Source organism: Vibrio pacinii DSM 19139 (assembly GCF_000711795.1).
GTDB classification, from domain to species: domain Bacteria; phylum Pseudomonadota; class Gammaproteobacteria; order Enterobacterales; family Vibrionaceae; genus Vibrio; species Vibrio pacinii.
The window spans coordinates 21249-47230 of the sequence record NZ_JONH01000020.1; the positions used below are offsets into that span (position 1 = coordinate 21249).

24 protein-coding genes are annotated in these 25982 nt (G+C 46.1%); 8 read left to right on the plus strand and 16 right to left on the minus strand.

Annotated elements, in window-relative coordinates:
- Nucleotides 1–11 precede the first annotated feature (11 nt).
- The 11 genes from rsmG to BS19_RS13140 all read right to left on the minus strand — a co-directional run bounded on the left by rsmG (nucleotide 12) and on the right by BS19_RS13140 (nucleotide 9831).
- Nucleotides 12–644, minus strand: a complete 633-nt coding sequence (rsmG, locus tag BS19_RS13095; protein ID WP_038175789.1) for a 16S rRNA (guanine(527)-N(7))-methyltransferase RsmG — start codon at nucleotides 642–644, stop codon at nucleotides 12–14.
- Complete coding sequence (mnmG, locus tag BS19_RS13100) at nucleotides 644–2539, minus strand: tRNA uridine-5-carboxymethylaminomethyl(34) synthesis enzyme MnmG (protein ID WP_038175791.1); 1896 nt, start codon at nucleotides 2537–2539, stop codon at nucleotides 644–646. Before mnmG ends, rsmG begins: the two co-directional genes overlap by 1 nt.
- 475 nt (nucleotides 2540–3014) lie before the next feature.
- A complete protein-coding gene (mioC, locus tag BS19_RS13105) occupies nucleotides 3015–3449 on the minus strand; it encodes an FMN-binding protein MioC (RefSeq protein WP_038175792.1) in 435 nt (144 codons plus the stop codon).
- Between the two features lie 53 nt (nucleotides 3450–3502).
- A complete protein-coding gene (gene mnmE, locus BS19_RS13110; protein WP_038175793.1) occupies nucleotides 3503–4864 on the minus strand; it encodes a tRNA uridine-5-carboxymethylaminomethyl(34) synthesis GTPase MnmE in 1362 nt (453 codons plus the stop codon).
- Nucleotides 4865–4985: 121 nt separating this feature from the next.
- Nucleotides 4986–6605, minus strand: a complete 1620-nt coding sequence (gene yidC / locus BS19_RS13115) for a membrane protein insertase YidC (protein ID WP_038175794.1) — start codon at nucleotides 6603–6605, stop codon at nucleotides 4986–4988.
- A 2-nt stretch (nucleotides 6606–6607) separates the two neighbouring features.
- Nucleotides 6608–6865 (minus strand): membrane protein insertion efficiency factor YidD, encoded by a 258-nt coding sequence (yidD, locus tag BS19_RS19835; RefSeq protein ID WP_084185992.1) that lies wholly within the window; start codon nucleotides 6863–6865, stop codon nucleotides 6608–6610.
- The gene (gene rnpA / locus BS19_RS13120; protein WP_239928257.1) at nucleotides 6832–7155 is read right to left on the minus strand and encodes a ribonuclease P protein component; all 324 of its coding nucleotides are present in this window, start codon (nucleotides 7153–7155) and stop codon (nucleotides 6832–6834) included. Before rnpA ends, yidD begins: the two co-directional genes overlap by 34 nt.
- A 45-nt stretch (nucleotides 7156–7200) precedes the next feature.
- Nucleotides 7201–7335, minus strand: a complete 135-nt coding sequence (rpmH, locus tag BS19_RS13125) for a 50S ribosomal protein L34 (RefSeq protein WP_004735800.1) — start codon at nucleotides 7333–7335, stop codon at nucleotides 7201–7203.
- Nucleotides 7336–7564: 229 nt separating this feature from the next.
- Nucleotides 7565–8302 carry an amino acid ABC transporter ATP-binding protein gene (locus BS19_RS13130; protein WP_038175798.1) on the minus strand — a complete coding sequence of 246 codons (738 nt, stop codon included), beginning with the start codon at nucleotides 8300–8302 and terminating at the stop codon, nucleotides 7565–7567.
- A complete protein-coding gene (locus BS19_RS13135) occupies nucleotides 8299–8970 on the minus strand; it encodes an amino acid ABC transporter permease (RefSeq protein ID WP_038175801.1) in 672 nt (223 codons plus the stop codon). Before BS19_RS13135 ends, BS19_RS13130 begins: the two co-directional genes overlap by 4 nt.
- Before the next feature lie 114 nt (nucleotides 8971–9084).
- A complete protein-coding gene (locus tag BS19_RS13140; protein WP_038175802.1) occupies nucleotides 9085–9831 on the minus strand; it encodes an amino acid ABC transporter substrate-binding protein in 747 nt (248 codons plus the stop codon).
- Nucleotides 9832–10238: 407 nt separating this feature from the next.
- Here BS19_RS13140 and dnaA point away from each other — a divergent pair, with 407 nt between their 5' ends.
- From dnaA to BS19_RS13165, 5 genes are all read left to right on the plus strand, one after another.
- A complete protein-coding gene (gene dnaA, locus BS19_RS13145; RefSeq protein ID WP_038175804.1) occupies nucleotides 10239–11648 on the plus strand; it encodes a chromosomal replication initiator protein DnaA in 1410 nt (469 codons plus the stop codon).
- A gap of 71 nt (nucleotides 11649–11719) precedes the next feature.
- Nucleotides 11720–12820 carry a DNA polymerase III subunit beta gene (gene dnaN / locus BS19_RS13150; protein WP_038175807.1) on the plus strand — a complete coding sequence of 367 codons (1101 nt, stop codon included), beginning with the start codon at nucleotides 11720–11722 and terminating at the stop codon, nucleotides 12818–12820.
- 1 nt (nucleotide 12821) lies between these two features.
- A complete protein-coding gene (recF, locus tag BS19_RS13155) occupies nucleotides 12822–13901 on the plus strand; it encodes a DNA replication/repair protein RecF (RefSeq protein WP_038175809.1) in 1080 nt (359 codons plus the stop codon).
- 18 nt (nucleotides 13902–13919) lie between these two features.
- Entirely contained in the window at nucleotides 13920–16340 is a 2421-nt protein-coding gene (gyrB, locus tag BS19_RS13160; RefSeq protein ID WP_038175811.1) for a DNA topoisomerase (ATP-hydrolyzing) subunit B, read from the plus strand.
- A gap of 363 nt (nucleotides 16341–16703) precedes the next feature.
- Nucleotides 16704–17138 carry an Hsp20 family protein gene (locus BS19_RS13165; RefSeq protein ID WP_038175812.1) on the plus strand — a complete coding sequence of 145 codons (435 nt, stop codon included), beginning with the start codon at nucleotides 16704–16706 and terminating at the stop codon, nucleotides 17136–17138.
- Here BS19_RS13165 and BS19_RS13170 read toward each other — a convergent pair.
- From BS19_RS13170 to glyQ, 4 genes are all read right to left on the minus strand, one after another.
- Nucleotides 17135–19309, minus strand: coding sequence for a bifunctional diguanylate cyclase/phosphodiesterase (locus tag BS19_RS13170; protein ID WP_245609281.1), 2175 nt, complete (start codon nucleotides 19307–19309; stop codon nucleotides 17135–17137). The two genes, BS19_RS13165 and BS19_RS13170, sit on opposite strands and share 4 nt — an antisense overlap.
- Before the next feature lie 69 nt (nucleotides 19310–19378).
- Nucleotides 19379–20644, minus strand: a complete 1266-nt coding sequence (locus tag BS19_RS13175; protein ID WP_038175813.1) for a valine--pyruvate transaminase — start codon at nucleotides 20642–20644, stop codon at nucleotides 19379–19381.
- Nucleotides 20645–20849: 205 nt separating this feature from the next.
- On the minus strand, nucleotides 20850–22931 hold the full coding sequence (gene glyS, locus BS19_RS13180) for a glycine--tRNA ligase subunit beta (RefSeq protein WP_038175814.1): 2082 nt from the start codon (nucleotides 22929–22931) through the stop codon (nucleotides 20850–20852).
- 2 nt (nucleotides 22932–22933) lie between these two features.
- Entirely contained in the window at nucleotides 22934–23869 is a 936-nt protein-coding gene (gene glyQ / locus BS19_RS13185) for a glycine--tRNA ligase subunit alpha (RefSeq protein ID WP_038175816.1), read from the minus strand.
- Between the two features lie 443 nt (nucleotides 23870–24312).
- Here glyQ and BS19_RS13190 point away from each other — a divergent pair, with 443 nt between their 5' ends.
- Nucleotides 24313–24867, plus strand: a complete 555-nt coding sequence (locus BS19_RS13190) for a TMEM165/GDT1 family protein (protein ID WP_038175818.1) — start codon at nucleotides 24313–24315, stop codon at nucleotides 24865–24867.
- A gap of 152 nt (nucleotides 24868–25019) precedes the next feature.
- Nucleotides 25020–25280 carry a hypothetical protein gene (locus tag BS19_RS13195; protein ID WP_038175874.1) on the plus strand — a complete coding sequence of 87 codons (261 nt, stop codon included), beginning with the start codon at nucleotides 25020–25022 and terminating at the stop codon, nucleotides 25278–25280.
- 49 nt (nucleotides 25281–25329) lie between these two features.
- Here BS19_RS13195 and tusA read toward each other — a convergent pair whose 3' ends face one another.
- Nucleotides 25330–25578, minus strand: a complete 249-nt coding sequence (gene tusA, locus BS19_RS13200) for a sulfurtransferase TusA (protein WP_038175819.1) — start codon at nucleotides 25576–25578, stop codon at nucleotides 25330–25332.
- 138 nt (nucleotides 25579–25716) lie between these two features.
- Here tusA and BS19_RS13205 point away from each other — a divergent pair, with 138 nt between their 5' ends.
- Entirely contained in the window at nucleotides 25717–25905 is a 189-nt protein-coding gene (locus tag BS19_RS13205; RefSeq protein ID WP_038175820.1) for a hypothetical protein, read from the plus strand.
- Nucleotides 25906–25982 lie beyond the last annotated feature (77 nt).

The following is a 25982-nucleotide window of genomic DNA, read 5'->3' on the forward strand; positions in this document are numbered from 1 at the left end:
GAACCTCGTTTTTATTCCTTGCGCGATAAGACTACTAGATGACGCTCGCCTTCCAATTGAGGAACATTCAAAGCTTTGATGTCGATCACACAACACCAGTCAGGCAATTGCTCAATCTCACTCTGTGATAATTGACCTTTCAAGGCTAAGAAGTGCCCGCCCGACGCTTTAGGCAAGTGATGACACCACTCAACCATATCCGTCATAGACGCAAACGCGCGACTCAGTACACCATCAAACTTATCTTCAGGTTGATACTCTTCAACGCGACTTTGAATCGGGATCACATTTTTAATGCTAAGTTCATGCAGAACTTGTTTGATAAAGCGAATCCGCTTGCCCAAGCTATCAAGCAATACAAATTGTTTATCGGGGTTCATAATAGACAGCGGCACACCCGGTAAACCAGGGCCTGTACCCACATCGATAAAACGTTCGCCTTGTAAGTGGGTACTCACAATAATGCTGTCCATGATGTGTTTAACCAGCATCTCTTCCGGGTTTCGAACCGAGGTTAGATTGTAAGCCTTGTTCCACTTGTTAAGCATTTCTACATAACCAACCAATTGGTCACGTTGCAGATCAGAAACGGTTAAATCAGTTTGAGCAATAAGAGCGTCAAGTTGACTGCGTAGCTGAGACATTATGCTTCCTCACCTTTTTTCAGCAGGCCGTGCTTTTTCAGATGCACCAGTAAAATTGAAATAGCTGCGGGAGTAATCCCCGAAATACGCGAAGCGATACCGAGCGTTTCCGGTTTAGCCTCGGTCAGTTTCGCCACCACTTCATTCGACAGCCCTTTGACTTGCGAATACTCAATATCTGTGGGTAACTTGGTATTTTCATGACGCAGCGACTTTTCGATCTCGTCTTGCTGACGCTTAATGTAACCTTCGTATTTAACTTGGATCTCGACCTGCTCAGCAGCTTGTTGATCCTCTAGTGCCGGAGCAAACTCTGCCAGTTCGGTAAGTTGGCTATAATTTATTTCAGGACGACGCAGAAGATCCTCACCACTGGCTTCACGTGCCATTGGTGTCTTAAGCAAATTATTCAACGCATCGACGCCCGATGATTGTGGATTCATCCAGATCTCTTTCAAGCGCTGACGTTCTTTTTCCATGTTGTCGACTTTTTGGTTAAAGCGCGCCCAACGCTCGTCGTCAACCAAACCGAGTTGACGAGCTTGTTCAGTCAAACGTAAATCTGCATTATCTTCACGAAGTAACAAACGATATTCAGCGCGAGACGTGAACATGCGGTACGGTTCTTTGGTCCCCATGGTCGACAAGTCATCGATTAACACACCCATGTAAGCTTGGTCGCGCCTTGGGCTCCAGCCTTCTTTGCCTTGGCTGTGCAAGCTGGCATTTAAACCAGCCATCAAACCTTGTGCCGCCGCTTCTTCATAGCCGGTTGTACCGTTGATTTGACCGGCAAAGAACAGACCATGGATAAATTTAGTTTCGTAGGTTTGCTTCAGGTCACGAGGATCGAAGAAATCGTATTCAATCGCATAACCCGGACGAACAATATGCGCGTTCTCAAAACCTTGCATTGAACGAACGATCTGAACTTGAACATCAAACGGTAAGCTGGTGGAAATACCATTTGGATACAGTTCGTGGGTGGTTAAACCCTCGGGTTCAATAAAAATCTGATGGCTATTTTTATCCGCAAAACGCATTACTTTGTCTTCGATAGACGGGCAGTAACGCGGACCAATACCTTCAATAACACCGGCATACATTGGGCTACGATCGAGGTTGTTGCGGATCACGTCATGAGTTTGATCATTGGTGTGCGTGATAAAACATGGGATCTGACGAGGATGTTGATCACGTCTGCCCATGAATGAGAATACCGGCGCAGGATCGTCGCCGTGTTGAACCTCAAGCTGTGAAAAATCGACACTACGCCCATCAATGCGTGGCGGTGTTCCTGTTTTGAGACGATCAACACGAAACGGCAGTTCTCGCAAACGATCGGCCAATGCGATCGAAGGAGGATCGCCAGCACGACCACCCGATGAGCTTTCCATTCCAATGTGGATTTTTCCACCCAAGAAAGTCCCCACGGTAAGCACGATCGCTTTGGCATGAAAGCGCAATCCCATTTGAGTAACCACACCAACAGCACGTTCATTTTCAACAATCAAATCATCGACAGACTGCTGGAACAGAGTCAAGTTTGGTGCATTTTCCAATGCATGACGAACATACGCTTTGTACAAAGCTCGATCTGCTTGTGCTCGTGTTGCACGAACCGCTGGACCTTTTGATGCGTTCAAAGTTCGGAATTGAATACCAGCATGATCAATGGCTCGCGCCATTAATCCGCCCATAGCATCCACTTCTTTGACTAAGTGACCCTTGCCGATACCACCGATCGCAGGGTTACAAGACATTTGACCTAAAGTATCAATGTTGTGAGTCAGTAAAAGTGTTTTTTGCCCTGTACGAGCAGATGCGAGTGCGGCTTCCGTTCCTGCGTGACCGCCACCGACAACAATGACGTCAAAGTTTTCGTGATAAAGCATGAACCGACCTCGGGTATTCAAACAGAGTTGGACAGAGAAAAGGAGCGTTATTCTACCCTCTTTCCTGAGCAGAGAAAATGGTTTTGACGCTTTTCATTTCAAGAGCTCGAAAGCTAATATATATAAGATCTATATAGATGATCTTTTATTAGATCTATTATTAGGATCGACCATATCTGTGGATAAGTGATAAATGATCAACAAGATCATGGATCTTATTAGGATCACTTCTTGTGATCCTAGCTTGATCAACAGGCTGATTGTCTGGGGACAAAAAGGGTACTTATGCACAGGGGGTAAAAGTTGATCAAGTTGTTATATGGATAACTATAGGTTGATCACCGGATAACTGCCTATTTATCCACAGTCTAAATGGTCAAAAAAGCAGCAAACAGAACACTGAGTTCGAACTTAAGTTATTCACAATCGACAAAAGGGAGAGAATGTGGTCACCAGATTGACCACATTTAAGCGGCTAGAAACGATCAATATGGGTCAAAAGCCACTCTTCTGCGGCATCTTCAGGTACATCATGGGCAAGAATGTCGATAGTGAAACAGTCGCTGATAGGGGTCGAACCGATGTCTTCTAATAGGTCGTAAGCGTGTTGGCCAGCGGCACAAAAGGTGTCGTAACTTGAGTCCCCAATAGCAATTACTGCATACTTTACGTCACTCATTTTGGGTGGCGTGCTTTGTAATTGAGCGATAAAAGGTTGGATATTATCTGGATATTCGCCAGCCCCATGGGTGGAGGTGACGATAAGCCACGTGCCACTGTTGTTGATTTCAGCCAGCTGAGGTTGGTTGTGAATCGTAGTTTCAAAGCCTTTTTCTACCAGTAGATCACTTAAATGGTCACCAACGTATTCAGCGCCACCGAGCGTGCTGCCAGTAATTATGTGGATCATAACTATTCCTTTTGTGATGTAAAAAGCGCGGCCAAATGCCGCGCTGAGAGGGTTTATTTACCGATACAGAATGATGAAAAGATGCGTCCGAGTAGGTCATCGGAGCTAAATTCTCCAGTGATTTCGCTCAAATGTTGTTGCGCGATTCTCAGCTCTTCAGCGAGGATTTCACCAGCCATGTAACCTTCTAGTTGCTGCTGACCAATGTCGAGATGCTCTGCGGCACGCTCTAACGCTTCTAAGTGACGACGACGGGCCATAAAACCACCTTCATTACCACCAGCAAAGCCCATGCACTCTTTTAAGTGATTGCGCAATGCTTCAACCCCTTCACTGGTCTTCGCCGACAGACGAATTAAGGTAGGATCGTTGACGTGACAGATTCCTAGCTCTTCACCGGTTTGATCCGCTTTATTACGGATCACGGTAATGCCAATATTGGCGGGGAGACGATCCACAAAATCGGGCCAGATCTCTTTTGGGTCTGTCGCATCAGTGGTGGTGCCATCGACCATAAACAGCACGCGATCGGCTTGGGCGATTTCATCCCAAGCGCGCTCGATACCGATTTTTTCCACTTCGTCTGAAGCGTCGCGCAGACCTGCCGTGTCGATAATATGCAGTGGCATACCATCGATATGGATATGTTCGCGCAGCACGTCACGGGTGGTACCTGCAATGTCCGTCACGATGGCAGACTCTTTACCCGACAGGGCGTTCAGCAGGCTGGATTTACCCGCATTCGGCCGGCCTGCAATCACCACTTTCATCCCTTCACGCATAATCGCGCCTTGGTTGGCTTCTTTACGCACGGCGGTGAGGTTATCGATGATTGCCTGCAGATCGCCAGCCACTTTACCATCGGCGAGAAAGTCGATTTCCTCTTCAGGAAAATCAATCGCTGCCTCGACATAAATGCGTAGGTGAATTAAGGATTCGACTAAGGTGTGGATACGTGACGAGAAAGCGCCTTGTAGCGACTGTAGCGCAGACTTAGCGGCTTCTTCTGAACTGGCATCAATCAAGTCAGCAATCGCTTCGGCTTGGGCTAAGTCGAGCTTGTCGTTTAAGAATGCACGCTCAGAGAACTCACCTGGACGAGCAGTACGAATGCCTTCGATGGCAACGATGCGTTTTATCAGCATGTCCATCACCACTGGGCCACCATGGCCTTGCAGCTCAAGTACATCCTCGCCAGTGAACGAGTGCGGGTTAGGGAAGTAGAGGGCGATACCTTGATCGATTTGGCTGCCATCTTCAGCGCAAAATGGCAGGTACTCCGCATAACGAGGGCGGAGTGATTTTCCGGTCACTTCTTGCGCGACTTTTTCTGCGAGTGGGCCAGAAACGCGAATAATACCCACGCCACCACGACCTGGGGCGGTCGCTTGTGCCACTATGGTCTCTGTTGTCATAAATGAGCCTGTTATCTCTCGGTGCCAGTTTGGCAAATATACACTTAGCTGAATTGTAATCAGCTCAAATAAAAAAGGCGACCTTTTGGCCGCCTTTTACTGTTATTCCATTTATTAAAGGTTACTTGGAGTGTAAGCCTTTTTTCTCGAGCGCTTTGAAAATCAGCGTTTGCTGGATTAGCGTTACTACGTTCGAAACAAGCCAGTAAAGAACCAGACCTGATGGGAAGAACAGGAAGAAGAAGGTAAACATCACCGGCATAAAGGTCATGATCTTCTGCTGCATTGGGTCGGTCACGGTGGTCGGGCTCATTTTCTGAATCATGAACATCGACGCACCCATCAGTAGCGGCAAGATGTAGTACGGGTCTTGCGCTGAAAGGTCATGAATCCAACCGAAGAAAGGTGAGTGACGTAACTCAACCGACTCCATCAGTGCCCAGTATAGCGAGATGAAGATAGGCATTTGTAGAATCAGAGGAAGACAGCCACCGAGGGGGTTCACTTTCTCTTTCTTATACAGTTCCATCATTTCTTGGCTCATGCGCTGACGGTCATCGCCAATACGCTCACGCATCGCTTGCAGCTTAGGCTGAAGCATACGCATTTTTGCCATTGAGGTGTACTGCGCTTTAGTTAGCGGGTACATCGCACCACGAACAATGAAGGTCAGACAGATAATTGCGACACCCCAGTTGCTGACAAAGCTTTGAATAAATGAAAGCAGAGTGTGCAGTGGTTTGGCGATAAACCATAGCCAACCGTAGTCAACCACTAAGTCGAGGTTAGGCGCCACTTGTTCCATTTGATCTTGTAGCTTAGGACCAATCCAAAGTGTTGCTTGGAATTTGGTGCTGTCACCATCGGCGATGGTTTTGTTTGGTATGCGTACACCGATATCGCCCAAGTTACCAATTACACGAGTGTAGAGGTTGGTGCCTGGTTCATTACGTGGAATCCACGCGGTAGCGAAGTAGTGCTGGATCATTGCCGCCCAACCCTGACCGTTTGGTAGCGGTAGAGAAAGGTTGCGATCTTGCATATCGTCGAAGCTGTACTTTTTGTAGCGAGTATCTTCAGTTGAGTAAGCACCGCCACGGTAGGTTGGCATCGTGATGCTGCCACCAGCGTCAAGTAGATTCTGACGTAAGTGCGCGTACATACCGAGTGTCGCGTTGTTGCCTGACTTGTTGACGACATCGTATTCAACATCAAGAGCATAGCTGCCACGTTTTACAATGAACGTTTTGACATATTCAAGACCGTTAGCTGCGTACGTTAATGGAATACGCAGTTCATCTTGACCTTCCGCGAGGGTAAAGTTGTCTGCGCTGACCGAGTAAGCAGGGCGGTTTGAACTGCTCAGATCAATACCCTGAGGACCAACAAGGCCACTTTGAGCAATGAACTGATGACCAGGTTCGCTTTTTAGTAGAACGAATGGGTCAGACGAATCTAGCTCGTTTGAGTATTGGTTTAAATCTGCATTGATGACATCGCCACCCACCGTATCAATCGACAGAGTCAATACATCAGTGGTCACGGTAATCGTTTTAGCAGAAGCTTGCTGCCCTGGCGCTGGGTCTAGCTCATCTGCAAAAGATGGTGCGGGTAGAGTACTGCTTGATTGAGCCTGCTCAACCGGCTGAGGCGTTGGATTCTTTGCGACTTGCCATTGCTGGAACAATAGAAAAGAAACCAGTGCTAGCGCGATTAACAGGATATTACGTTGAGAATCCATCGTTATTTATCTCTGTCTTGTTTCTGGACTGGTGGAACGGGGTCGTAACCCCCTTCATTCAAAGGGTGGCATTTTAATAGACGTTTGCTTGATAACCAACACCCTTTTACAAAACCGTGAGCTTTCAACGCTTCAATGGCATATGTTGAGCAAGTTGGAGTAAAACGACAACGAGGTCCGATAAGCGGACTAATAAGACCTTGATAGAGACGGACGAAGCCGATTGCTAACCACGCGAAGGGCGAGATAGGCGCTGCCATAATTTATCAAACAGTTTGAAAATTTCTTCATTACTTAAATCTTGCGCGCTTTTCTTAGCAATAACAACAAAATCTTTATTAGCAAGTTGATGTTGATTGTTACGAAAGCTTTCACGTGCAAGGCGCTTAAAACGATTTCGACCGACGGCGGTTTTGATCTGTTTTTTTGGAACGGCTAAACCTAGTCGAGGATGAGATAGGCTATTTTTACGAGCAATGATGGTGAAATGAGGTGAGCCGGCTCGGTGAGCTTGCTGAAAGACATTTTGATAATGCTCGGGAGTTAACAAACGTAACTCCCGATTGAACGCGTACGTATTCAAAATAATCGAAGATTACTTAGAAAGACGCTTACGGCCTTTTGCACGACGTGCATTGATTGTAGCACGACCGTTTTTAGTAGCCATACGTGCACGGAAACCGTGAGTACGCTTGCGCTTTAGAACGGTAGGTTGAAAAGTGCGTTTCATGATAATTACCTTTACTGATCAGTAGTTTTAGGTCAATGTTAACCCGGCGTGGGTCGTAACGTCTTCTTTATATAAAAGAGGACAAAACCGACGCCTCTCAACAAAGAGGCGGAATTGTAATCACAGTCACACTAAGTGTCAATCTTTGTGCAAATGCTAAATTCCGGCCGAGCGATTATACGGAGTGTGAGCAAAATCTCAAGGATCGATCGATCTTCTTTAGTGATCTTTACTCAGCTCCGACTTGTCGAAGGAATTTTTTCAAGCGAGGATCTTGTGGATTACCGAAGATATCCTGTGGAGAACCTTGCTCAACAATATGTCCTTCCGCCATAAAGATCACCCGATCGGCGACCTCTCTGGCAAATTGCATTTCGTGGGTAACCACCAGCATGGTTTGGTGCTTTGTTGCTAAGTCCTTCATTAAACTAAGAACTTCACCAACCCATTCTGGGTCTAGCGCCGACGTTGGTTCGTCAAACAGCAATAATTCTGGCTGCAGAGCCATGGCTCGACCAATACCGACACGTTGCTGCTGGCCTCCAGACAGCGCCGCTGGATAACTATCACCCTTGTCACTTAAACCAATGTCATCGAGAATCTGTTGTGCACGCTGTAAGGCGTCTGATTTTTTCCATCCGCGCACGGTGATCAGACCTTCAGCAATATTTTGTCGCGCCGTCATATGGGCAAATAACGCATAATTTTGAAATACAAAACCAGTTTTACGACGGAGAGCCAACACTTCTGCTTTGGTGTGCTTTTCGCTATCGACACTGACATCATCAATGCTAATGACACCTTTGTCGGCACTTTCGAGAAAGTTAACGGTGCGAAGCAGAGTCGATTTACCCGTGCCACTGGAACCGATAATCACGATGATCTCACCTTGTTTTATCTCAAGGCTGATCCCTTTAAGTACTTCGCTATCGCCAAAACGTTTATGAATATTGTCTAGTTTGATCATCGTACATACGCCTTATTCAGTTTGGCCTCTGCCCAGATTTGCACGCGAGTTAGAATGACCACGACACCCCAGTAAATAAGTGCAACTGCTAAGAAAGCTTCGAAGAAACGAAAGCTCGATGAGGCTTCCATCTGCGCTCTAGCCATGATTTCTGCCACGCCTAGGGTAAAGGCCAGCGAAGTCGACTTAATCATATCAATGAAGTAGTTCATCAGTGACGGCAGCGCGACGCGTGTTGCTTGTGGCAAAATGATCCGACGCATCGCTTGAGAAGTTGTCATGCCGACCGACAGACTGGCTTCCATTTGGCTGCGATCGATACCGATAATGGCGGCGCGAATACTTTCTGCCATATAAGCGGCAAAGTGCAAGGTTAAGCCAATCACCGCGGCACTAAATGCATTGAGCCCGACCAACCATGGGAAGATTTGAGGTAAGCCGTAGTAAAGCAGAAACAGTTGAACCAACAGCGGAGTGCCACGGAAAAAACTGATATAGAGCTGACTTAATTGATCAAGTACTGGGATGCGAAATACGCGAATATTGGCCAGAATGACCGACAAAATCAGTGAGAAAAATAGCCCCCATGTGGCCATTTCCATGGTGGTGCCAAGATACTTGAGTAGTATTGGCATTAAATCCAGCATGTAGTTAAAGTCAAATCCCATAATGGTTTCCAATATTTGATAACGGTATAGAAAAGCAAAAACCCACTGCAGAGGAAGGCAAGCAGTGGGTTAAAAATTTTCTATCTCTGAACTGCGATAGAAAGTATACAGATTTTACTCTGTGATATCAGCGCCGAACCATTTTTGCGAAATTTTCGCTAGAGTGCCGTCTGCGCGCATGGCTGCTAGAGCTTGGTTGACTTCTGCTTGAAGCTTGTTGCCTTTTTGGTTATCAACAAATGGCCACGCATTTTGAATGGTCTCAAACGGTTGACCAGCCAGTTTGAGTGGCAGACCGGTTTTCTTGATAAGCTCAAGAGCAGACAGACGATCCATAACGAAGGCATCCGCTCGACCAAGTGCTACATCGTGCTCTATGCCCGTGTCATATGTTTTGATGTTGATCTTGCCGTCTTTGTCATAGTCACGTAATAGCTGTTCAAAGTTAGAGCCTAAGTTGACCGCAACGGTTTTACCCGCTAAATCTTCGACGCCTTTGATGCTGTCATTGTTGCTACGAACGGTAATTTGCGCACCGTCGACCACATACGGGTCAGCGAACAGGTATTTCGCCTTACGCGCATCCGTCATGGTGATTTGGTTTGAGATAGTATCGATGCGACCAGTTTCTAGCAGACCAAACAGGCCAGAGAAGTTAGCGGTGACGTATTCTACTTGGTAGTCATTGCGTTTGCCGATTTCATCCCACAGGTCGACTTCAAAGCCTTGCAGTTGATCTTGCTGAACAAAAGTGAATGGGAAGTAACGGCCTGACATGCCGACTTTAACTTCCGTTGCTGCTTGAACAGTAGCCGCTGATAGTGCGATGGCTGCCACAGCAGCTTTAATCCAGTTTTTCATATTACAACTCCAAATTATCTTGGGGATAAATACTACTGTCACTTTAGTTAATTAGATAAATAACTAAGAGCAATAACCTAGTCACTAGAGTAATAAGCTTGGTTGATAATTGTCCACTTTATCATCGAGTCACTTTTCCTGGTTGATCTTAGGTCTTTTTCGTCGTCGTGGCGATCATTCATTCACAGACTTATCACCAATTCAAGGATCGAGGCAAAAATGCCCTATTGTGGATCAAAGTGTGGGTAAAAGTGGGGCAGCGTGTGGTGAACTCGGGAATAATATCGAAAATATTGTGAATAACTTCGATCTTATTCACTGGATCCTCGATCATTTGCTGGCGATCTTGGTTATCAACAGGTAAAATTGCCAATCTTTCCAGATCAATTACTTCGAGTGGGGGCACCGTGTCATCTTCGCTTTGGTTGCAATGTTTGCAACAGCTTCAAGAAGAGCTACCAGCAACTGAATTCAGCATGTGGGTTCGCCCGTTACAAGCGGAGCTCAATGACAATACGCTTACTCTATTTGCCCCAAACCGTTTTGTTCTTGATTGGGTTCGTGACAAGTACATTAACAATATCAACCGCCTGCTACAGCAATACTGTGGCAATGATGTGCCGAGTCTACGTTTTGAGATCGGCAGTCGTCGTGTTGTTGCGCCAAAACCGGCGGCTCCTAAGCGTACCCCTGCAGATGTGGCCGCAGAATCGTCGGCGCCTGCGCAATTACAAGCGCGCAAACCAGTACATAAAACCTGGGATGACGACGCACAAGCGATTGCCAACATCAACCATAGATCGAACGTTAATCCAAAACACAAATTCAATAACTTTGTCGAAGGTAAGTCGAACCAATTAGGCTTGGCCGCAGCGCGTCAAGTGTCTGATAATCCGGGCTCTGCTTATAATCCGCTGTTCTTATACGGTGGCACTGGTTTAGGTAAAACGCACTTGTTACACGCGGTAGGCAATGCGATTGTTGATAACAAGCCTAATGCCAAAGTGGTTTATATGCACTCTGAGCGTTTCGTTCAAGACATGGTTAAAGCATTGCAAAACAATGCGATTGAAGAGTTTAAGCGTTACTATCGTAGCGTTGATGCGTTGCTTATCGATGATATTCAGTTCTTTGCTAACAAAGAGCGCTCGCAAGAAGAGTTCTTTCATACCTTTAACGCGTTGTTAGAAGGCAATCAGCAGATCATTTTGACCTCAGACCGTTACCCGAAAGAGATCAACGGGGTAGAGGATCGTCTCAAGTCACGATTTGGATGGGGCCTAACGGTGGCGATTGAGCCGCCAGAGTTGGAAACTCGCGTCGCGATCTTGATGAAGAAAGCGGAAGATCACCAGATTCATTTGGCGGATGAAGTCGCGTTCTTTATCGCCAAGCGTTTACGTTCTAACGTTCGTGAGTTGGAAGGGGCACTCAACCGAGTGATCGCCAATGCCAACTTCACAGGCCGCCCAATCACCATTGATTTCGTTCGCGAAGCGCTACGTGACTTGCTGGCTCTGCAAGAGAAGCTGGTAACGATAGACAATATTCAAAAGACCGTGGCGGAATACTACAAAATTAAAGTGGCCGATCTGCTGTCTAAGCGTCGTTCACGTTCAGTCGCGCGTCCACGTCAATTGGCGATGGCGCTAGCGAAAGAGCTCACTAACCACAGTTTGCCAGAAATTGGTGATGCGTTTGGCGGTCGTGACCATACCACTGTGCTGCACGCTTGCCGTAAAATTCAGCAATTGCGTGAAGAGAGCCATGATATTAAAGAAGACTACTCGAACCTGATTCGTACTTTGTCGTCTTGATTCGCACTATTTCTTGATTCACAGTATTCTAAGCACCGAGCAATAATAACGAATTCGGATAAGAGCCTCTTATGAAATTTTCCATTGAGCGTAGCCACCTACTGAAACCTCTTCAACAAGTTTCAGGTGCGTTAGGTGGTCGACCAACGTTGCCGATCTTGGGTAACTTACTACTGAAAGTCGAAGACAACATGTTGTCGATGACGGCAACCGACCTTGAAGTAGAGCTGATCAGTCGTGTCACTCTGGAAGGTGAATTTGAAGCGGGGAGCATTACGGTGCCATCGCGTAAGTTCTTAGATATTTGTCGCGGTTTGCCAGATGACGCTGTGATTACCTTTTTATTGGAAGGCGATCGTGTTCAGGTTCGTTCGGGGCGCAGCCGTTTTTCGCTTGCGACGCTACCAGCGAATGATTTTCCTAATATCGAAGATTGGCAAAGCGAAGTCGAAATCTCACTCTCCCAAGCCGAATTGCGTGGCTTGGTCGAGAAAACCCAGTTTTCGATGGCCAACCAAGATGTGCGTTACTACCTCAACGGGATGCTGTTTGAAATTGATGGCACCACTCTGCGCAGTGTCGCAACCGATGGTCACCGTATGGCGGTGTCACAAACCCAGTTAGGGGCAGACTTTGCCAACAAGCAGATCATTGTGCCACGCAAAGGGGTACTTGAGTTGGTCAAACTGCTCGATGCACCAGAGCAACCGGTCGTGTTGCAAATCGGTAGCTCGAATGTGCGCGCTGAAGTAAACAATTACGTCTTCACCTCTAAATTGGTCGATGGTCGCTTCCCTGACTATCGTCGTGTTATGCCGCAAACAACCACCAAAACCCTTGAAGCGGGTTGTGATGAGTTGCGCCAGTCTTTCTCTCGTGCGGCGATTTTGTCTAACGAAAAGTTTCGTGGCGTGCGTGTTAACCTCGCCGATACACAAATGCGTATTACAGCTAATAACCCAGAGCAGGAAGAGGCCGAAGAGATGCTCGATGTGCATTTCGACGGTGAACCGATTGAAATTGGTTTTAACGTCAGTTACGTGCTCGATGTGCTCAATACTCTGCGTTGTGAGCGAGTACGTATTTCGATGTCAGATTCAAATGCGAGCGCCCTCATTGAGAATGCCGCCGATGACAGTGCCATGTATGTGGTGATGCCAATTCGACTCTAGCATGCCGCTTTCTCGTCTCATCATTAAGCAATTTCGAAACATTAAAGCCTGTGATATTGAACTATCAGCAGGCTTTAACTTTCTTATTGGACTCAACGGTAGTGGCAAAACCAGTATCCTAGAAGCGATTTATTTGCTCGGACATGGTCGTTCATTTAAGAGCTCATTAACTGGGCGAGTGATTCAAAATGACTGCAGTGAACTGTTTGTTCATGGGCGTTTTTTGAACTCGGATCAATTTGAGCTACCAATTGGCATTAATAAGCAGCGTGATGGCTCGACAGAGGTTAAAATAGGCGGTCAATCTGGGCAAAAACTGGCACAGTTAGCGCAAGTTTTGCCATTGCAGTTGATTCATCCTGAAGGGTTTGAACTACTCACGGATGGACCAAAACAACGACGTGCATTTATCGATTGGGGCGTGTTCCATACCGAACCTGCTTTTTATGATGCATGGGGGCGTTTTAAGCGCCTCAACAAGCAACGTAATGCGTTATTAAAAACCGCGACCAGTTATCGTGAACTCAGTTACTGGGATCAAGAAATGGCGCGTTTAGCGCAACAGATTGATGTTTGGCGTAGTGCTTACGTGGCACAAATGAAGCTGGTGGCTGAAGAGTTGTGCCAAGGTTTTTTACCCGAATTTGATATTCAATTGAAGTATTCAAGAGGCTGGGATAAGGACACCCCTTATCAGCAGATCCTCGAAAAAAACTTCGAGCGTGATCAATCGCTTGGTTACACGTTTAGTGGCCCGAATAAAGCGGATTTAAAAATTAAAGTGAATGGAACGCCAGTAGAAGACGTTTTATCACGAGGTCAGTTGAAGTTAATGGTATGTGCACTGCGTGTCGCACAAGGGCAGCACCTTACTCAATTGACGGGCAAGCAATGCATCTACTTGATAGATGACTTTGCTTCTGAATTAGATAGCCAACGTCGACAGCGCTTAGCAGACTGCTTAAAAGCGACGGGGGCTCAGGTTTTTGTAAGTTCTATTACTGAAAGCCAAGTTGCTGACATGATTGAGTCAAACAGCAAGATGTTTCATGTGGAACATGGCACAATAGGACACGGATAAATAGCGAGAGAGTAACTGATGTCGAATAATTACGATTCATCGAGTATTAAGGTACTGAAGGGTCTGGATGCGGTACGTAAACGTCCAGGAATGTACATCGGCGACACTGATGATGGCACCGGTCTGCACCACATGGTTTTTGAGGTGGTGGATAACTCAATTGATGAAGCGTTGGCAGGCCATTGTTCAGACATCATAATCACCATCCATGAAGATAACTCGGTATCGGTCAGCGATGACGGCCGTGGTATTCCAACGGAAATGCACGAAGAAGAAGGTGTTTCTGCTGCTGAAGTTATCATGACGGTACTGCACGCTGGTGGTAAGTTCGATGACAACTCATACAAAGTATCCGGTGGTCTACACGGGGTTGGTGTTTCGGTTGTTAACGCCTTGTCTGAAAAAGTGGAACTGACCATTAAGCGTAAAGGCGAAATATTCCAACAAATCTATCATCATGGTGTACCTCAGTCGCCATTAACTGTGATTGGTAAAACGGAAGAAACCGGTACTCGAATCCGTTTCTGGCCAAGTGAAGAAACCTTCACCAACATTGAATTCCATTATGACATTCTGGCTAAACGTCTGCGTGAGCTTTCTTTCCTAAACTCTGGCGTATCGATTAAGTTAACCGATGAGCGCGAAGAAGATAAATCGGATCACTTCATGTTTGAAGGTGGTATCCGTGCGTTTGTTGAGCATCTAAACCGCAACAAAACCCCCATTCACCAAAAGATTTTCTACTTTGACCATACCCGTGAAGAAGATGGCATTACGGTCGAAGTGGCGATGCAATGGAACGACGGTTTCCAGGAAGGGGTGTACTGTTTCACCAACAATATCCCACAACGCGATGGTGGTACTCACTTAGCTGGTTTCCGTGGCGCATTGACACGTACGCTTAATAATTTCATGGACAAAGAAGGTTACTCGAAGAAAGCGCAAGCGGCGACTTCAGGTGATGATGCTCGTGAAGGTTTAACGGCGGTTGTCTCGGTAAAAGTGCCTGATCCAAAATTCTCAAGCCAAACCAAAGACAAACTGGTTTCATCAGAAGTGAAATCGGCGGTTGAGTCAGCGATGAGTGAGAAGTTGTCGGAGTTCTTAATTGAAAACCCAACGGAAGCAAAAATCGTGTGTGGCAAAATTATTGATGCGGCTCGTGCTCGTGAAGCCGCGCGTAAAGCGCGTGACATGACTCGTCGTAAAGGCGCGCTAGATTTAGCGGGCCTGCCGGGTAAACTGGCCGATTGCCAAGAAAAAGATCCTGCTCTTTCTGAACTATACATAGTGGAAGGAGACTCTGCTGGCGGATCAGCCAAGCAGGGGCGTAACCGTAAAAACCAAGCGATTTTGCCGTTGAAAGGTAAAATCCTCAACGTTGAGAAAGCACGTTTTGATAAAATGCTTTCTTCTCAAGAAGTTGCCACGCTTATCACTGCCCTTGGTTGTGGTATTGGTCGTGACGAATACAATCCTGATAAACTGCGTTACCACAACATCATCATCATGACCGATGCGGATGTCGATGGTTCTCACATCCGTACGCTACTATTGACCTTCTTCTACCGTCAGATGCCAGAGTTGATTGAACGTGGTTACATCTATATTGCCCAGCCACCACTTTACAAAGTGAAGAAAGGTAAGCAAGAGCAATACATTAAAGATGAAGAAGCGATGGAGCTGTATCAAGCTGGTCTTGCATTGGATAATGCTGAGCTTTATGTCAACGCTAATGCTCCTGCTCTAGCTGGCGGGCCGCTTGAAAAACTAGTACTTCAATACAACCAAAGCATGAAACTGATTAAGCGTATGAGTCGTCGTTACCCATATGCAATGATCAACGAGCTGACTTATATCCCTCGTTTAACTGCAGAGATGTGTAAAGATGCTAACCAAGTGCAAGCTTGGGGTGCAAAACTGGTCGAGCAACTTAACGCCAAAGAGGTTGGCGCAAGCCAATACTCACTTGAAGTGGAAAAACACGAAGAGTTGGGTGTGAGCATTGTTAAGCTGGTGGTTCGTACGCATGGTGTGATGCATGAATATGTGGTCTCTTTGGATCTATTAAACTCGAAAGAATACGGTCGTTTAGCGGATCTATCAGAAGCACTAGATGGCTTAATTGAAGAGGGCGCTTATGTCAAACGTGGCGAGCGTACTCAAGAAGTTTCTAGTTTCACAGAAGCATTAGATTGGTTGATCAAAGAGTCGCGTCGCGGTCTTTCACTACAGCGTTATAAAGGTTTGGGTGAAATGAACCCTGACCAACTTTGGGAAACCACCATGGATCCAGACTCTCGCCGTATGATGCAAGTAACGATTGAAGATGCGGTTGGTGCTGACCAGTTGTTTACGACACTGATGGGTGATCAAGTTGAACCACGTCGTAACTTTATCGAAGAGAACGCCTTGAAGGTGGCCAACCTAGACGTTTAGTCTGGCGCCACTTTAGTCATCAATACCGTCCAATCTTGGGCGGTATTTTCGTTTTTAAGTGACTGAAATTAATGAGGATGAAAAATTTTTTAATTTTTTCTCTTGAAACGATTTTGCCGCACCCCTATATCTATTGGTGAAGAGGTTGGCTGTCTTGCTCAGTCGAGAAGAAACAGGCCTCCGGTACCGCTAAAGCCGTCTCGCTCGCTGGAGGATTCGGAGTTAGCCCTGATTTAAAATCCCGATTCTAACCATGTCCCTGTGCAATATTGCCTGTGGAGTGGCAAAGAATCACTTAGTCGCCAGTGCATCTGGTACTGGAAACTCACGGCTAAGACTATTGCTTATCAAGAGGATAGTATTATGAGAACTGCAGATTTCACTCCTTTATACCGCAACGCAATCGGCTTTGATCGTCTGGTTGATATGATGGAAGCGTCCGCCGCTAAAAACAGTTCAGGCGGTTACCCTCCATACAACATTGAACAGCAAGATGATAACCACTACCGTATCACTATGGCTGTGGCAGGTTTTGCTGAAGATCAGCTAGAACTGACTCAGGCAGAACACACCTTGATTGTTAAAGGTGAACGTAAAGCCGAAGAGGGTAAAAGTTACATTTACCAAGGTATTGCTGAGCGCGACTTTGAACGCAAATTCCAACTTGCTGACTATGTAAAAGTCATCGGTGCGAGCATGGAAAACGGTCTATTGCATATCGACCTAGAGCGTGAAATTCCCCAAGCAATGCAACCACGTAAAATTGCGATTAATAATAAAGATTTAATCGAAGGTTAAGTATTGACTGTTTGAGTTTGACTTAACTCTAGTAGGGCGGGGCGACCAAATAGGAAGCCTTGCCCAAAGTCGCATTTTAGTTGCTCAAGTAGAAACTCCTGTTGATAAGTTTCAATGCCTTCCGCGATCACTTTCATGTCTAAATTATGAGCCAAAGTGATAATACTTTGTGCCACCTTTAAATCCCCCTTGTTTGAGTTAATTTTATCGATAAATGTCTTATCTATTTTGAGGTAGGTGGCGGGTATATCTTTCAGTACTGCCAGTGATGAATAGCCAGTCCCGAAATCGTCTATAGCAATAGATATTCCTAAGTCGTTGAATTTATGCAATAACCTTTTGCTTTGTTCTAAGTTGGTCATTAGTGTGGTTTCAGTGAGCTCAAGCTTCAAGCAGGAAGGTGAAACTTGGTATTTTTCTATGATTTGTTTGAAGCGAGAGAAAATATTGACATCCGTCAGTTGGTTGGCAGATAAGTTAATGGCGACGATGGGTTGGAATTCGTTGTTATCGGCAATGAATTGGCATGCTAGCTCCATCACACAGTACCCTAATTCGTGAATGACAGCGGTTTTTTCTGCCTCTTCAATGAAGTCTCCTGGATAAAGTAGCCCGCGTTTAGGGTGTTGCCATCGCACTAACGCTTCATAGCAATGAATATCGCGATTGGTGAGCTGGTATATGGGCTGATAATGGAGAAGAAGCTGTTGCTCTCTGATCGCGTTTTTTAAATCTTGCATCAGTAGCATTCGCTCTAGGTCGGCATGTTTAATCTCACGATCGAAAAATTGGTACTGACAGCGTCCAGCCTGTTTGGCTTGATACATCGCAAAATCAACATGCTGCATGACTTGTGCCACACTATTTCCATCTTGAGGAACCAAGACTATACCCATGGATGCAGATAATGGACGGTGATTATTGATGGAGGAATTGGGGTCGGCAATCGTTTGAATCGCTTTATCCGCGAGTTGCTCTACTTCATGTCTATGCTGATAAGGTAATATTACGGCAAACTCATCACCGCTAATACGAGTAATGGTGAGAGCGGTATCAAATACGTCGATTAAATGCTGGCTGACATCGACGAGTACCTGGTCTCCCATACTATGACCATATTGATCGTTAATTAATTTAAAATTATCCAGATCTAAGAAAAGTAAAGCGTAGTGTTCTTTACGCTGCTCAGAGTGCAAAATCACATCGTTCAATATCTCGGTAAATCTTCTCCGGTTGTGTAAACCTGTCAGCATATCTGTGTTGGCGAGCTTCACAAGTTGTACCGTTTTTTCATCAACCGCCTTTTGAAGTTTATTGGGTAAGGTGGCGTAGTAGTAAAAAAATAGGCTGAGTGACGAACTGATGACAACGACAACTAGGGAATTGATAAGCACTGAACTAAGCCAGTTGTCCGTTACAGGTAAGCCTACAGTCAGCGTCCATTGATTGTTGGGTACTTCGATAGTCGTGGCGGCGGAAATCCAATGCGAGGGTATTTCAACACCATAGAAAACGTCCATTTGGCCTGTATCTGGGTGGAGGCGAGAAAGTTGAAAATCTAGGTTATCTTTTTTTAGCTTGATTAAATCACTACTATTTATCAGCTTATCGAGCAAAATAAGTGCAGAAGCAAACCCCCAAAATGTCTCTTGATCATTAGGGTCAAGAAAAACAGGACGACGGGCGACTAATCCAACTCCTCCTTGCTTTAAACGAAATGGTCCCGCAAGGGTGAGCTTTGAGGATTGCAGTGCCGCAATGGCCTCTTTTTTACGCCTATCATCTTTTAATAGGTCATGACCAATGGCTTGATCATTGCCTTCTAATGGATAGATTCGTCGAATAACGCCTTCAGGTGCGAGCTGTAAGTTGCTGATAAGTTTGCTAATTGAAAGGATCTCTTTGGCATAGCTGGTAAAGTTGTCCATATTGCCTTGATTCTGTATTACCTCAAAGGCAAGAATTTGGGTCGAAGCAATCAGAGCGGTATGCAGCTCTTTTTCAAGATTTTTAGCTTGAGTGTAAGCGACTTGAGAAGCCAACTGCATTTTGTCTTGAGTGGCAGCTTGTTGAGTTAAATTGACCAACCAAAATCCAATAAACAATAAAAAACCAAACACGACAGTGGTCGTTAGTAGTGGTCGCTTAATATTCAGCAGGTGGCCCATCATTTCTCATCCTGATCGCTAAGCAGGTGCACCGTAACAATCAAAATCAACACAAATGATCAGTGCAGCGGCTTAACCGTTATTAGAAATGTCACTAGTATAGGCACGAATAACCTCTTCTGCGATGATAGAAATCCCTTTTTGCATCATCTCATCATTTTGTACATAGTTCATACGCAAGCATTGGTGAGCATGTTGCCAGTCATCTTGTTGGCCAATAAAGAAGTACTCGCCCGGAACAATCAACACGCCGCGTGCTTTAAGGCGTTTATACAGTTCCATTGTGGTGATGGGTAGCTCATCAAACCAAAGCCACAAGAAGATCGCGCCCTCTGGCTTATGGATACGAAAACGCGAGTCTGTAATTGCCTTTTGTAACAGTTCAACCGCGCGCTGTGATTTCTGTTGGTAGAACGGTTTGATCACGTCAGCGCTGAGCTTGAGCAAGTCTCCTTTACCGATAATATGGTTGGCAATTGCAGGGCCAAGGCTGCCGGGCGCCAAGCTGATAATCCCATTCATATTGGTCAAGGCTTGTGTTATTTCTTCGCTGGCGATCACGATTCCGCAGCGTACGCCGGGTAAACCGAGTTTAGATAGGCTCATACACAAGATGGTGTTGTCATTCCAAAATGGTTCGACGTCTTCAAAGATGATATTGGGGAAAGGTAGACCGTAGGCATTATCAATGATTAACGGGATATTGTTTTCACGTGCCAGCTTATCGAGCTTGTGAATCTCTTGATCGGTAAGCACGTTACCAGTCGGATTGGTGGGGCGAGAAGCGCAAATGGCCGCGACAGACTCATCCACTTTAAGCTGTTCAAAATCGACATGGTACTTGAAAAGGCCATTGTCGAGCATTTCGATCTCTGGATGATAAGAGACAAAAATGTCCTCATCGATACCCGCATCACCATAGCCAATATATTCTGGCGCAAGAGGCAACAAAATTTTCTTGTGCGAGCCGTCTGGCTGCTGGCCAGCCAATAGGTTAAATAGGTAGAAGAAACCGCTTTGGCTACCGTTGGTTAGACTGATATTTTTTTCTGATATATCCCAGCCGTAGGTCTGTTTTAGTAGTTTGGCCAGCGATTTAACAAAAGCATCTTTACCTTGCGGCCCGTCGTAGTTGGCCATGGCTGCCACCAGTTCGCCACTGGCGAGCATCTCTTCACTGGCTTGATGAAAGTAATCGAGCATGGCGGGAATAGCGGCTGGATTGCCTCCGCCGAGCATGATGGCACCGGGGGTGCGTAGACCATCATTCAAGTCATCCATTAATTGAGTGATTCCGGAGTACTGATTAAACTTTTCGCCAAACTTAGAGAACTGCATTTCTTTTTGTACCTAATTCATTGTTGTCATTGCTTTTATAAAGAAAGACCAATGCGTGGTTGGTCAATAGAGTAATCCCTGAACATACCTTAATGGTGTGGTCACGAAAAGCACTAATTCTGTGCAACAGATAAAACAAAGCCCAACTCCGAGGAGTTGGGCTTAGATAACGGTCTTTATACTAAAGAGCGGCTATTGCAGCGGGTTATTTTTGCAATAGTGAAATATCTGCAATCTGCAGGAACAGATTACGCAGGTTGTTCAATAGTGTCAGGCGGTTGTTCTTCAGCGCTTCGTCATCGGCCATTACCATCACGTTATCGAAGAAGGCATCGACAGGCTCACGTAGCTCAGCCAGTTTGCTTAGCGCTTGCTGGTAGTTGCCTGTTGCAAAGGCGGGTTCTAGCGCTTCAGTCATCACTTCAACGTTTTCAGCGAGTATTTTCTCAGCGTCTTCTTGTAGCAATGCTAAGTCGATTTCAGCTGCTAGCTCACCGTCAAATTTGGCCAGAATGTTACCCACACGCTTGTTTGCCGCTGCGAGAGCTTCTGCAGCGTCCAGTTCACGGAAGTGAGAAACGGCTTTAACACGTTGGTCAAAGTCAGCTGGTTTGGTTGGACGACGTGCCAGTACCGCTTGGATGACATCAACGCTGAAACCAGCATCTTGATACCATGCGCGGAAACGGCCAAGCATAAAGTCGATAACGTCAGCTTCTACGTTGTCATTGGTTAGCTTATCACCCAGTAGTGCTTTCGCTTTACCGATTAAGTCGGTTAGGTCAAGGTTGTAGCCATTTTCAACGATGATGCGCAGCACACCGAGTGACGCGCGACGTAGGGCAAATGGGTCAGAACCCTTAGGGGCTTGGCCAATACCAAAGATACCGACAATTGTGTCTAGCTTATCCGCCATGGCTACGGCAGAAGAGATGCCTGTGCTTGGCAGGTCGTCGCCAGCGAAACGCGGCATGTATTGCTCGTATAGCGCCAGCGCAACTTGCTCGTCTTCACCGTCATGGGTTGCGTAGTGCATGCCCATCACACCTTGGGTATCGGTAAATTCGAATACCATCGATGTCATTAGGTCACATTTCGCAAGCAAACCTGCACGTTTCGATTTCTCTACGTTAGCATCGATTTGTTCAGCGATGTAGCCAGCCAGCTCAGTAATACGATCAGTCTTGTCTTTGATTGTCCCAAGCTGTTTTTGGAAAATGGCTTGATCTAGTTCAGGTAGACGGTCGATTAGCGGGCGCTTACGGTCAGTGTTAAAGAAGAACTCAGCATCGGCTAGACGTGGGCGTACTACCTTTTCGTTACCTTCGATAACGTAGCGAGGCTCTTTAGATTCGATGTTTGAAACGAAGATGAAGTTAGGTAGTAGCTTCTTGTTGTCATCGCCTTCTCCGTATGAGTAGACGGGGAAGTACTTCTGGTCACCTTTCATGGTGTAAACCAAGGCTTCCGAAGGCACTTTTAGGAACTCTTCTTCGAACTTAGCCGTAAGAACGACAGGCCATTCAACCAAAGAAGTCACTTCTTCAACGAGATCATCTTCAAGATCAGCAATACCGCCAACCGCTGCTGCTGCTTTTTGGGCGTCAGCAAGGATGATCGCTTTACGTTCTTGGTAATCAGCCATCACTTTACCGCGCTCTGCTAGAATCGCAGGGTATTGCTCAGCAGAGTCGATAGTGAACTCTTGCTCACCCATGAAACGGTGGCCACGAATAGTGCGGCTTGATGCGACGCCGAGAATTTCACCTTCGATAAGGTCGCTGCCCATTAGCATCGTCAGGGTTTTCACTGGGCGGATAAATTGGGTGGTTTTGTTGCCCCAACGCATTGGTTTTGCGATCGGTAGGTTAGCCAGTGCTTTTGCGGCCAGCTCAACCACGATCTCAGACGTTGCTTGGCCTTTGACTTCTTGTTTGAAAAGGAGCCATTCGCCTTTGTCTGTTGTTAGACGCTCTGCTTGATCAACGGTGATGCCGTTACCACGAGCCCAACCTTGCGCGGCTTTGGTCGCATTACCTTCAGCGTCGAAGGCAACCGCAATGGCAGGACCACGTTTTTCTACTACTTTGTCTGCTTGGCCTTCAGCTAGCGCCGCGACACGTAGTGCAAGGCGGCGAGGGGCTGCGTACCACTTCACGCCTTCATGAGCGAGATTGGCTTCTTTAAGCTCCGCTTCGAAGTTGGCAGCAAATGCTTCTGCTAGTGTACGAAGTTGCGTTGGTGGTAGCTCTTCGGTACCCAGTTCAATTAAAAATTCTTTTGCCATGATTACTTCTCCTCGTTCGCTTTATTTTCTACAGAACGACACATAGGGAAGCCAAGAGCTTCACGTGACGCGTAGTATGCTTCTGCAACCGCTTTGGTTAGGTTGCGGATACGAAGGATGTAACGTTGGCGCTCGGTAACCGAGATCGCTTTACGAGCATCAAGTAGGTTGAAGGCATGACCGGCTTTTAAAATGCGTTCATAAGCAGGAAGTGGCAGCGGCTTTTCTAGTTCTAGCAGCTCTTTACACTCTTTCTCACACTGTTCGAAGAAGCTGAATAGGAAGTCAACATCGGCGTGTTCGAAGTTGTAGGTTGATTGCTCAACTTCGTTCTGGTGGAAGATATCACCGTAAGTGACGTTAGAGCCGTCAGGTGCGACGTTCCATACCAGGTCGTAAACCGAATCAACTTCTTGAATGTACATCGCCAGACGCTCGATACCGTACGTAATCTCACCGGTGACGGGTTTGCACTCAAGGCCGCCAACTTGCTGGAAGTAAGTAAACTGAGTCACTTCCATACCGTTAAGCCAAACTTCCCAGCCAAGACCCCATGCGCCAAGGGTCGGGTTTTCCCAGTTATCTTCCACGAAGCGGATGTCGTGAACCAGCGGATCAACACCAAGCACTTCAAGGGAACCTAAGTACAACTCTTGGATATTGTCTGGCGATGGTTTTAGCGCTACTTGGAATTGATAGTAGTGCTGAAGACGGTTCGGGTTTTCACCGTAGCGGCCATCGGTTGGGCGACGTGAAGGTTGTACATAAGCGGTCGACATTGGCTCAGGGCCAAGTGCACGTAGACATGTCATTGGGTGGGAGGTGCCCGCACCTACTTCCATATCTAAAGGTTGAACAATAGTACAACCGTTTTGTGCCCAATAATCCTGCAGCGCGAGGATCATTCCCTGGAAGGTTTTGATATCGTATTTTTGCATAGTAATTCGCGCGATTCTTCTGTCTGAAAATGAGAAAAAATAACAATCAAGTATACCCAGATATTAGGTCTGGGAGTAGGGCTAATCTTGATTAATTGCTAAGCAAAAATATCCTTTAATAGAAATATACTGGCTTATATAACCAAACTTTCTTAAAAGAGAGTAAATTTGCACTTTAGGGCTTGAGATAGCAGCCAGAGACGGATAGAATTCCGGCGTCTTTGGGGAGTAGCTTACCTATTTATCAACACCGATATATTAGGTTCGTTCGTCAACATAATTGATGCAAAATCATCATGGCGTTCGAGACAGAGGTTTGGCAATAACACAACAAAAACTGCCTCTTTGTTTAGCAAGACCTTAGACAAATCATCACGAACCGAGGCGGGGCGTGAGGTTTGTCTTTGGTTAAAATCATTATCCCTGCCTCATAAGAGCATGTCGTGAGCGTTTTAGCTATTTCAATCACTACCGTCGCACTGGCGGAAATCGGTGATAAAACTCAATTGTTGTCGCTACTGTTAGCGAGTCGATACCGCAAACCTATCCCTATCATTGCCGCTATTTTTTTAGCAACGATAGCCAATCATGCATTAGCCGCTTGGTTAGGGGTCGTGGTTGCCGATTACCTTTCTCCTTTAGTGCTTAAGTGGGTGCTGGTGGTCAGCTTTATCGCTATGGCCGCTTGGGTACTGATTCCGGACAAATTGGATGATGATGAACAAGTCTCCAATCGAGGCCCTTTTATCGCCAGCTTTATCGCCTTTTTTGTGGCTGAAATTGGTGATAAAACTCAGATCGCCACATCAATTCTTGGGGCTCAATATGCCGACGCGTTGATGTTGGTGGTATTGGGCACAACTATAGGTATGTTGCTTGCCAATGTTCCCGTGGTATTAATCGGTAAACTGTCAGCAGATAAAATGCCATTGAATTTGATTCGTAAAGTGACGGCTTTACTGTTTGTGATTCTGGCGATTGGCGCGGCGATGTTCTAAGTGATGACAATCAGTTTATCCTTCAATCACGGCTAGCAAACTGCGCGCTGAGACTTGAACTAAGATTCGTATCGAGACGTGATCGATGATCTATTCGTGTTACGCATGTCATGCTAGTTTAATGGTGTGAATGATAGCGAGAGGGCAAAATGATGCTTACACGTTACATCGGAATGACGGCGCGCAGTCAGAGTTACTTATTCACCTTTGGCTTAGCGTTGTGCTTGTTGGCGATGGTGTTAACCGATATGTGGCTGCCGATTGTTGCAGGGTCGTTTATTTTGACTGGATTGACGGTTGAGTCGTGGATTCGCGTCGCACACATCATCCCAATGCATGAAGAGATGCGGTCAATGAGAAAGCAAATCCAGAAACTTCAGTCGGAAGTGCATACCATCGAATACAACGAATAAAATAACGGCTGCCTATTAGGCAGCCGTTTTGTTTCCAATCTAGGCAGTGTTACACCACACCTTTCTTGATTAAATACAGGTACGGCAACTGATCGGTTTGCGAACCAATCAGTTGGTGATCCATAAAACGACAAAAACTAGGAATATCACGAGTCGTTGACGGGTCATCGGCTTTCACTAGTAAAACCTCACCTTGCTGCATGTTTCGAATTGTCTTCCTGACCATCATTACTGGCTCTGGGCAACGGAGTCCTTCTGCCTCTAGAGTTTGATTTGCCTGCTGTGGATTGAATGTCATGGTCGTGTCTTTGGTTACTCAATTTGGCTTAGATAATACTAGTGAAGAAAAAATATTCAATAACCCCTTGGCAAAGTGATCATTTTGTTTTAACTTAGTTAACAAGTTGGTAACATTTAATTCAGGGAGCTGAATCTTATGACAGCGTTAGATCGTTTAACTATCTACTCGGTGCTGTGTTTTATTTCTTTCTGCGCTCTGGTTTTACGTTCCCCAGCAGAATCGTCGTCATTTATGCCATTGCTTGGCATGAGTGCAACGGTAGTAGGGATTTGGCTTGAGATGCATCGCTGGCCGAGCGCATCTGAAGAGCAAGGAAACGGCTAACAGGCCTTCCAACTGTTACCTTTTTTTATCACTACGACCAACTACATTCCGACACTATCCCCAGTTTTCTTGGGCTT

Bases quoted from the DNA above. Each gene is read 5' to 3' on its own strand.
- BS19_RS13195 (WP_038175874.1), top strand. From the start codon at position 25,020: ATGCTTACACGTTACATCGGAATGACGGCGCGCAGTCAGAGTTACTTA.
- recF (WP_038175809.1), top strand. From the start codon at position 12,822: ATGCCGCTTTCTCGTCTCATCATTAAGCAATTTCGAAACATTAAAGCC.
- rsmG (WP_038175789.1), bottom strand. From the start codon at position 644: ATGTCTCAGCTACGCAGTCAACTTGACGCTCTTATTGCTCAAACTGAT.
- BS19_RS13205 (WP_038175820.1), top strand. From the start codon at position 25,717: ATGACAGCGTTAGATCGTTTAACTATCTACTCGGTGCTGTGTTTTATT.
- mnmG (WP_038175791.1), bottom strand. From the start codon at position 2,539: ATGCTTTATCACGAAAACTTTGACGTCATTGTTGTCGGTGGCGGTCAC.
- tusA (WP_038175819.1), bottom strand. From the start codon at position 25,578: ATGACATTCAATCCACAGCAGGCAAATCAAACTCTAGAGGCAGAAGGA.
- yidC (WP_038175794.1), bottom strand. From the start codon at position 6,605: ATGGATTCTCAACGTAATATCCTGTTAATCGCGCTAGCACTGGTTTCT.
- BS19_RS13165 (WP_038175812.1), top strand. From the start codon at position 16,704: ATGAGAACTGCAGATTTCACTCCTTTATACCGCAACGCAATCGGCTTT.
- dnaN (WP_038175807.1), top strand. From the start codon at position 11,720: ATGAAATTTTCCATTGAGCGTAGCCACCTACTGAAACCTCTTCAACAA.
- BS19_RS13135 (WP_038175801.1), bottom strand. From the start codon at position 8,970: ATGGGATTTGACTTTAACTACATGCTGGATTTAATGCCAATACTACTC.
- glyS (WP_038175814.1), bottom strand. From the start codon at position 22,931: ATGGCAAAAGAATTTTTAATTGAACTGGGTACCGAAGAGCTACCACCA.
- BS19_RS13140 (WP_038175802.1), bottom strand. From the start codon at position 9,831: ATGAAAAACTGGATTAAAGCTGCTGTGGCAGCCATCGCACTATCAGCG.
- glyQ (WP_038175816.1), bottom strand. From the start codon at position 23,869: ATGCAAAAATACGATATCAAAACCTTCCAGGGAATGATCCTCGCGCTG.
- mioC (WP_038175792.1), bottom strand. From the start codon at position 3,449: ATGATCCACATAATTACTGGCAGCACGCTCGGTGGCGCTGAATACGTT.
- rpmH (WP_004735800.1), bottom strand. From the start codon at position 7,335: ATGAAACGCACTTTTCAACCTACCGTTCTAAAGCGCAAGCGTACTCAC.
- BS19_RS13170 (WP_245609281.1), bottom strand. From the start codon at position 19,309: ATGATGGGCCACCTGCTGAATATTAAGCGACCACTACTAACGACCACT.
- mnmE (WP_038175793.1), bottom strand. From the start codon at position 4,864: ATGACAACAGAGACCATAGTGGCACAAGCGACCGCCCCAGGTCGTGGT.
- BS19_RS13175 (WP_038175813.1), bottom strand. From the start codon at position 20,644: ATGCAGTTCTCTAAGTTTGGCGAAAAGTTTAATCAGTACTCCGGAATC.
- gyrB (WP_038175811.1), top strand. From the start codon at position 13,920: ATGTCGAATAATTACGATTCATCGAGTATTAAGGTACTGAAGGGTCTG.
- BS19_RS13130 (WP_038175798.1), bottom strand. From the start codon at position 8,302: ATGATCAAACTAGACAATATTCATAAACGTTTTGGCGATAGCGAAGTA.
- yidD (WP_084185992.1), bottom strand. From the start codon at position 6,865: ATGGCAGCGCCTATCTCGCCCTTCGCGTGGTTAGCAATCGGCTTCGTC.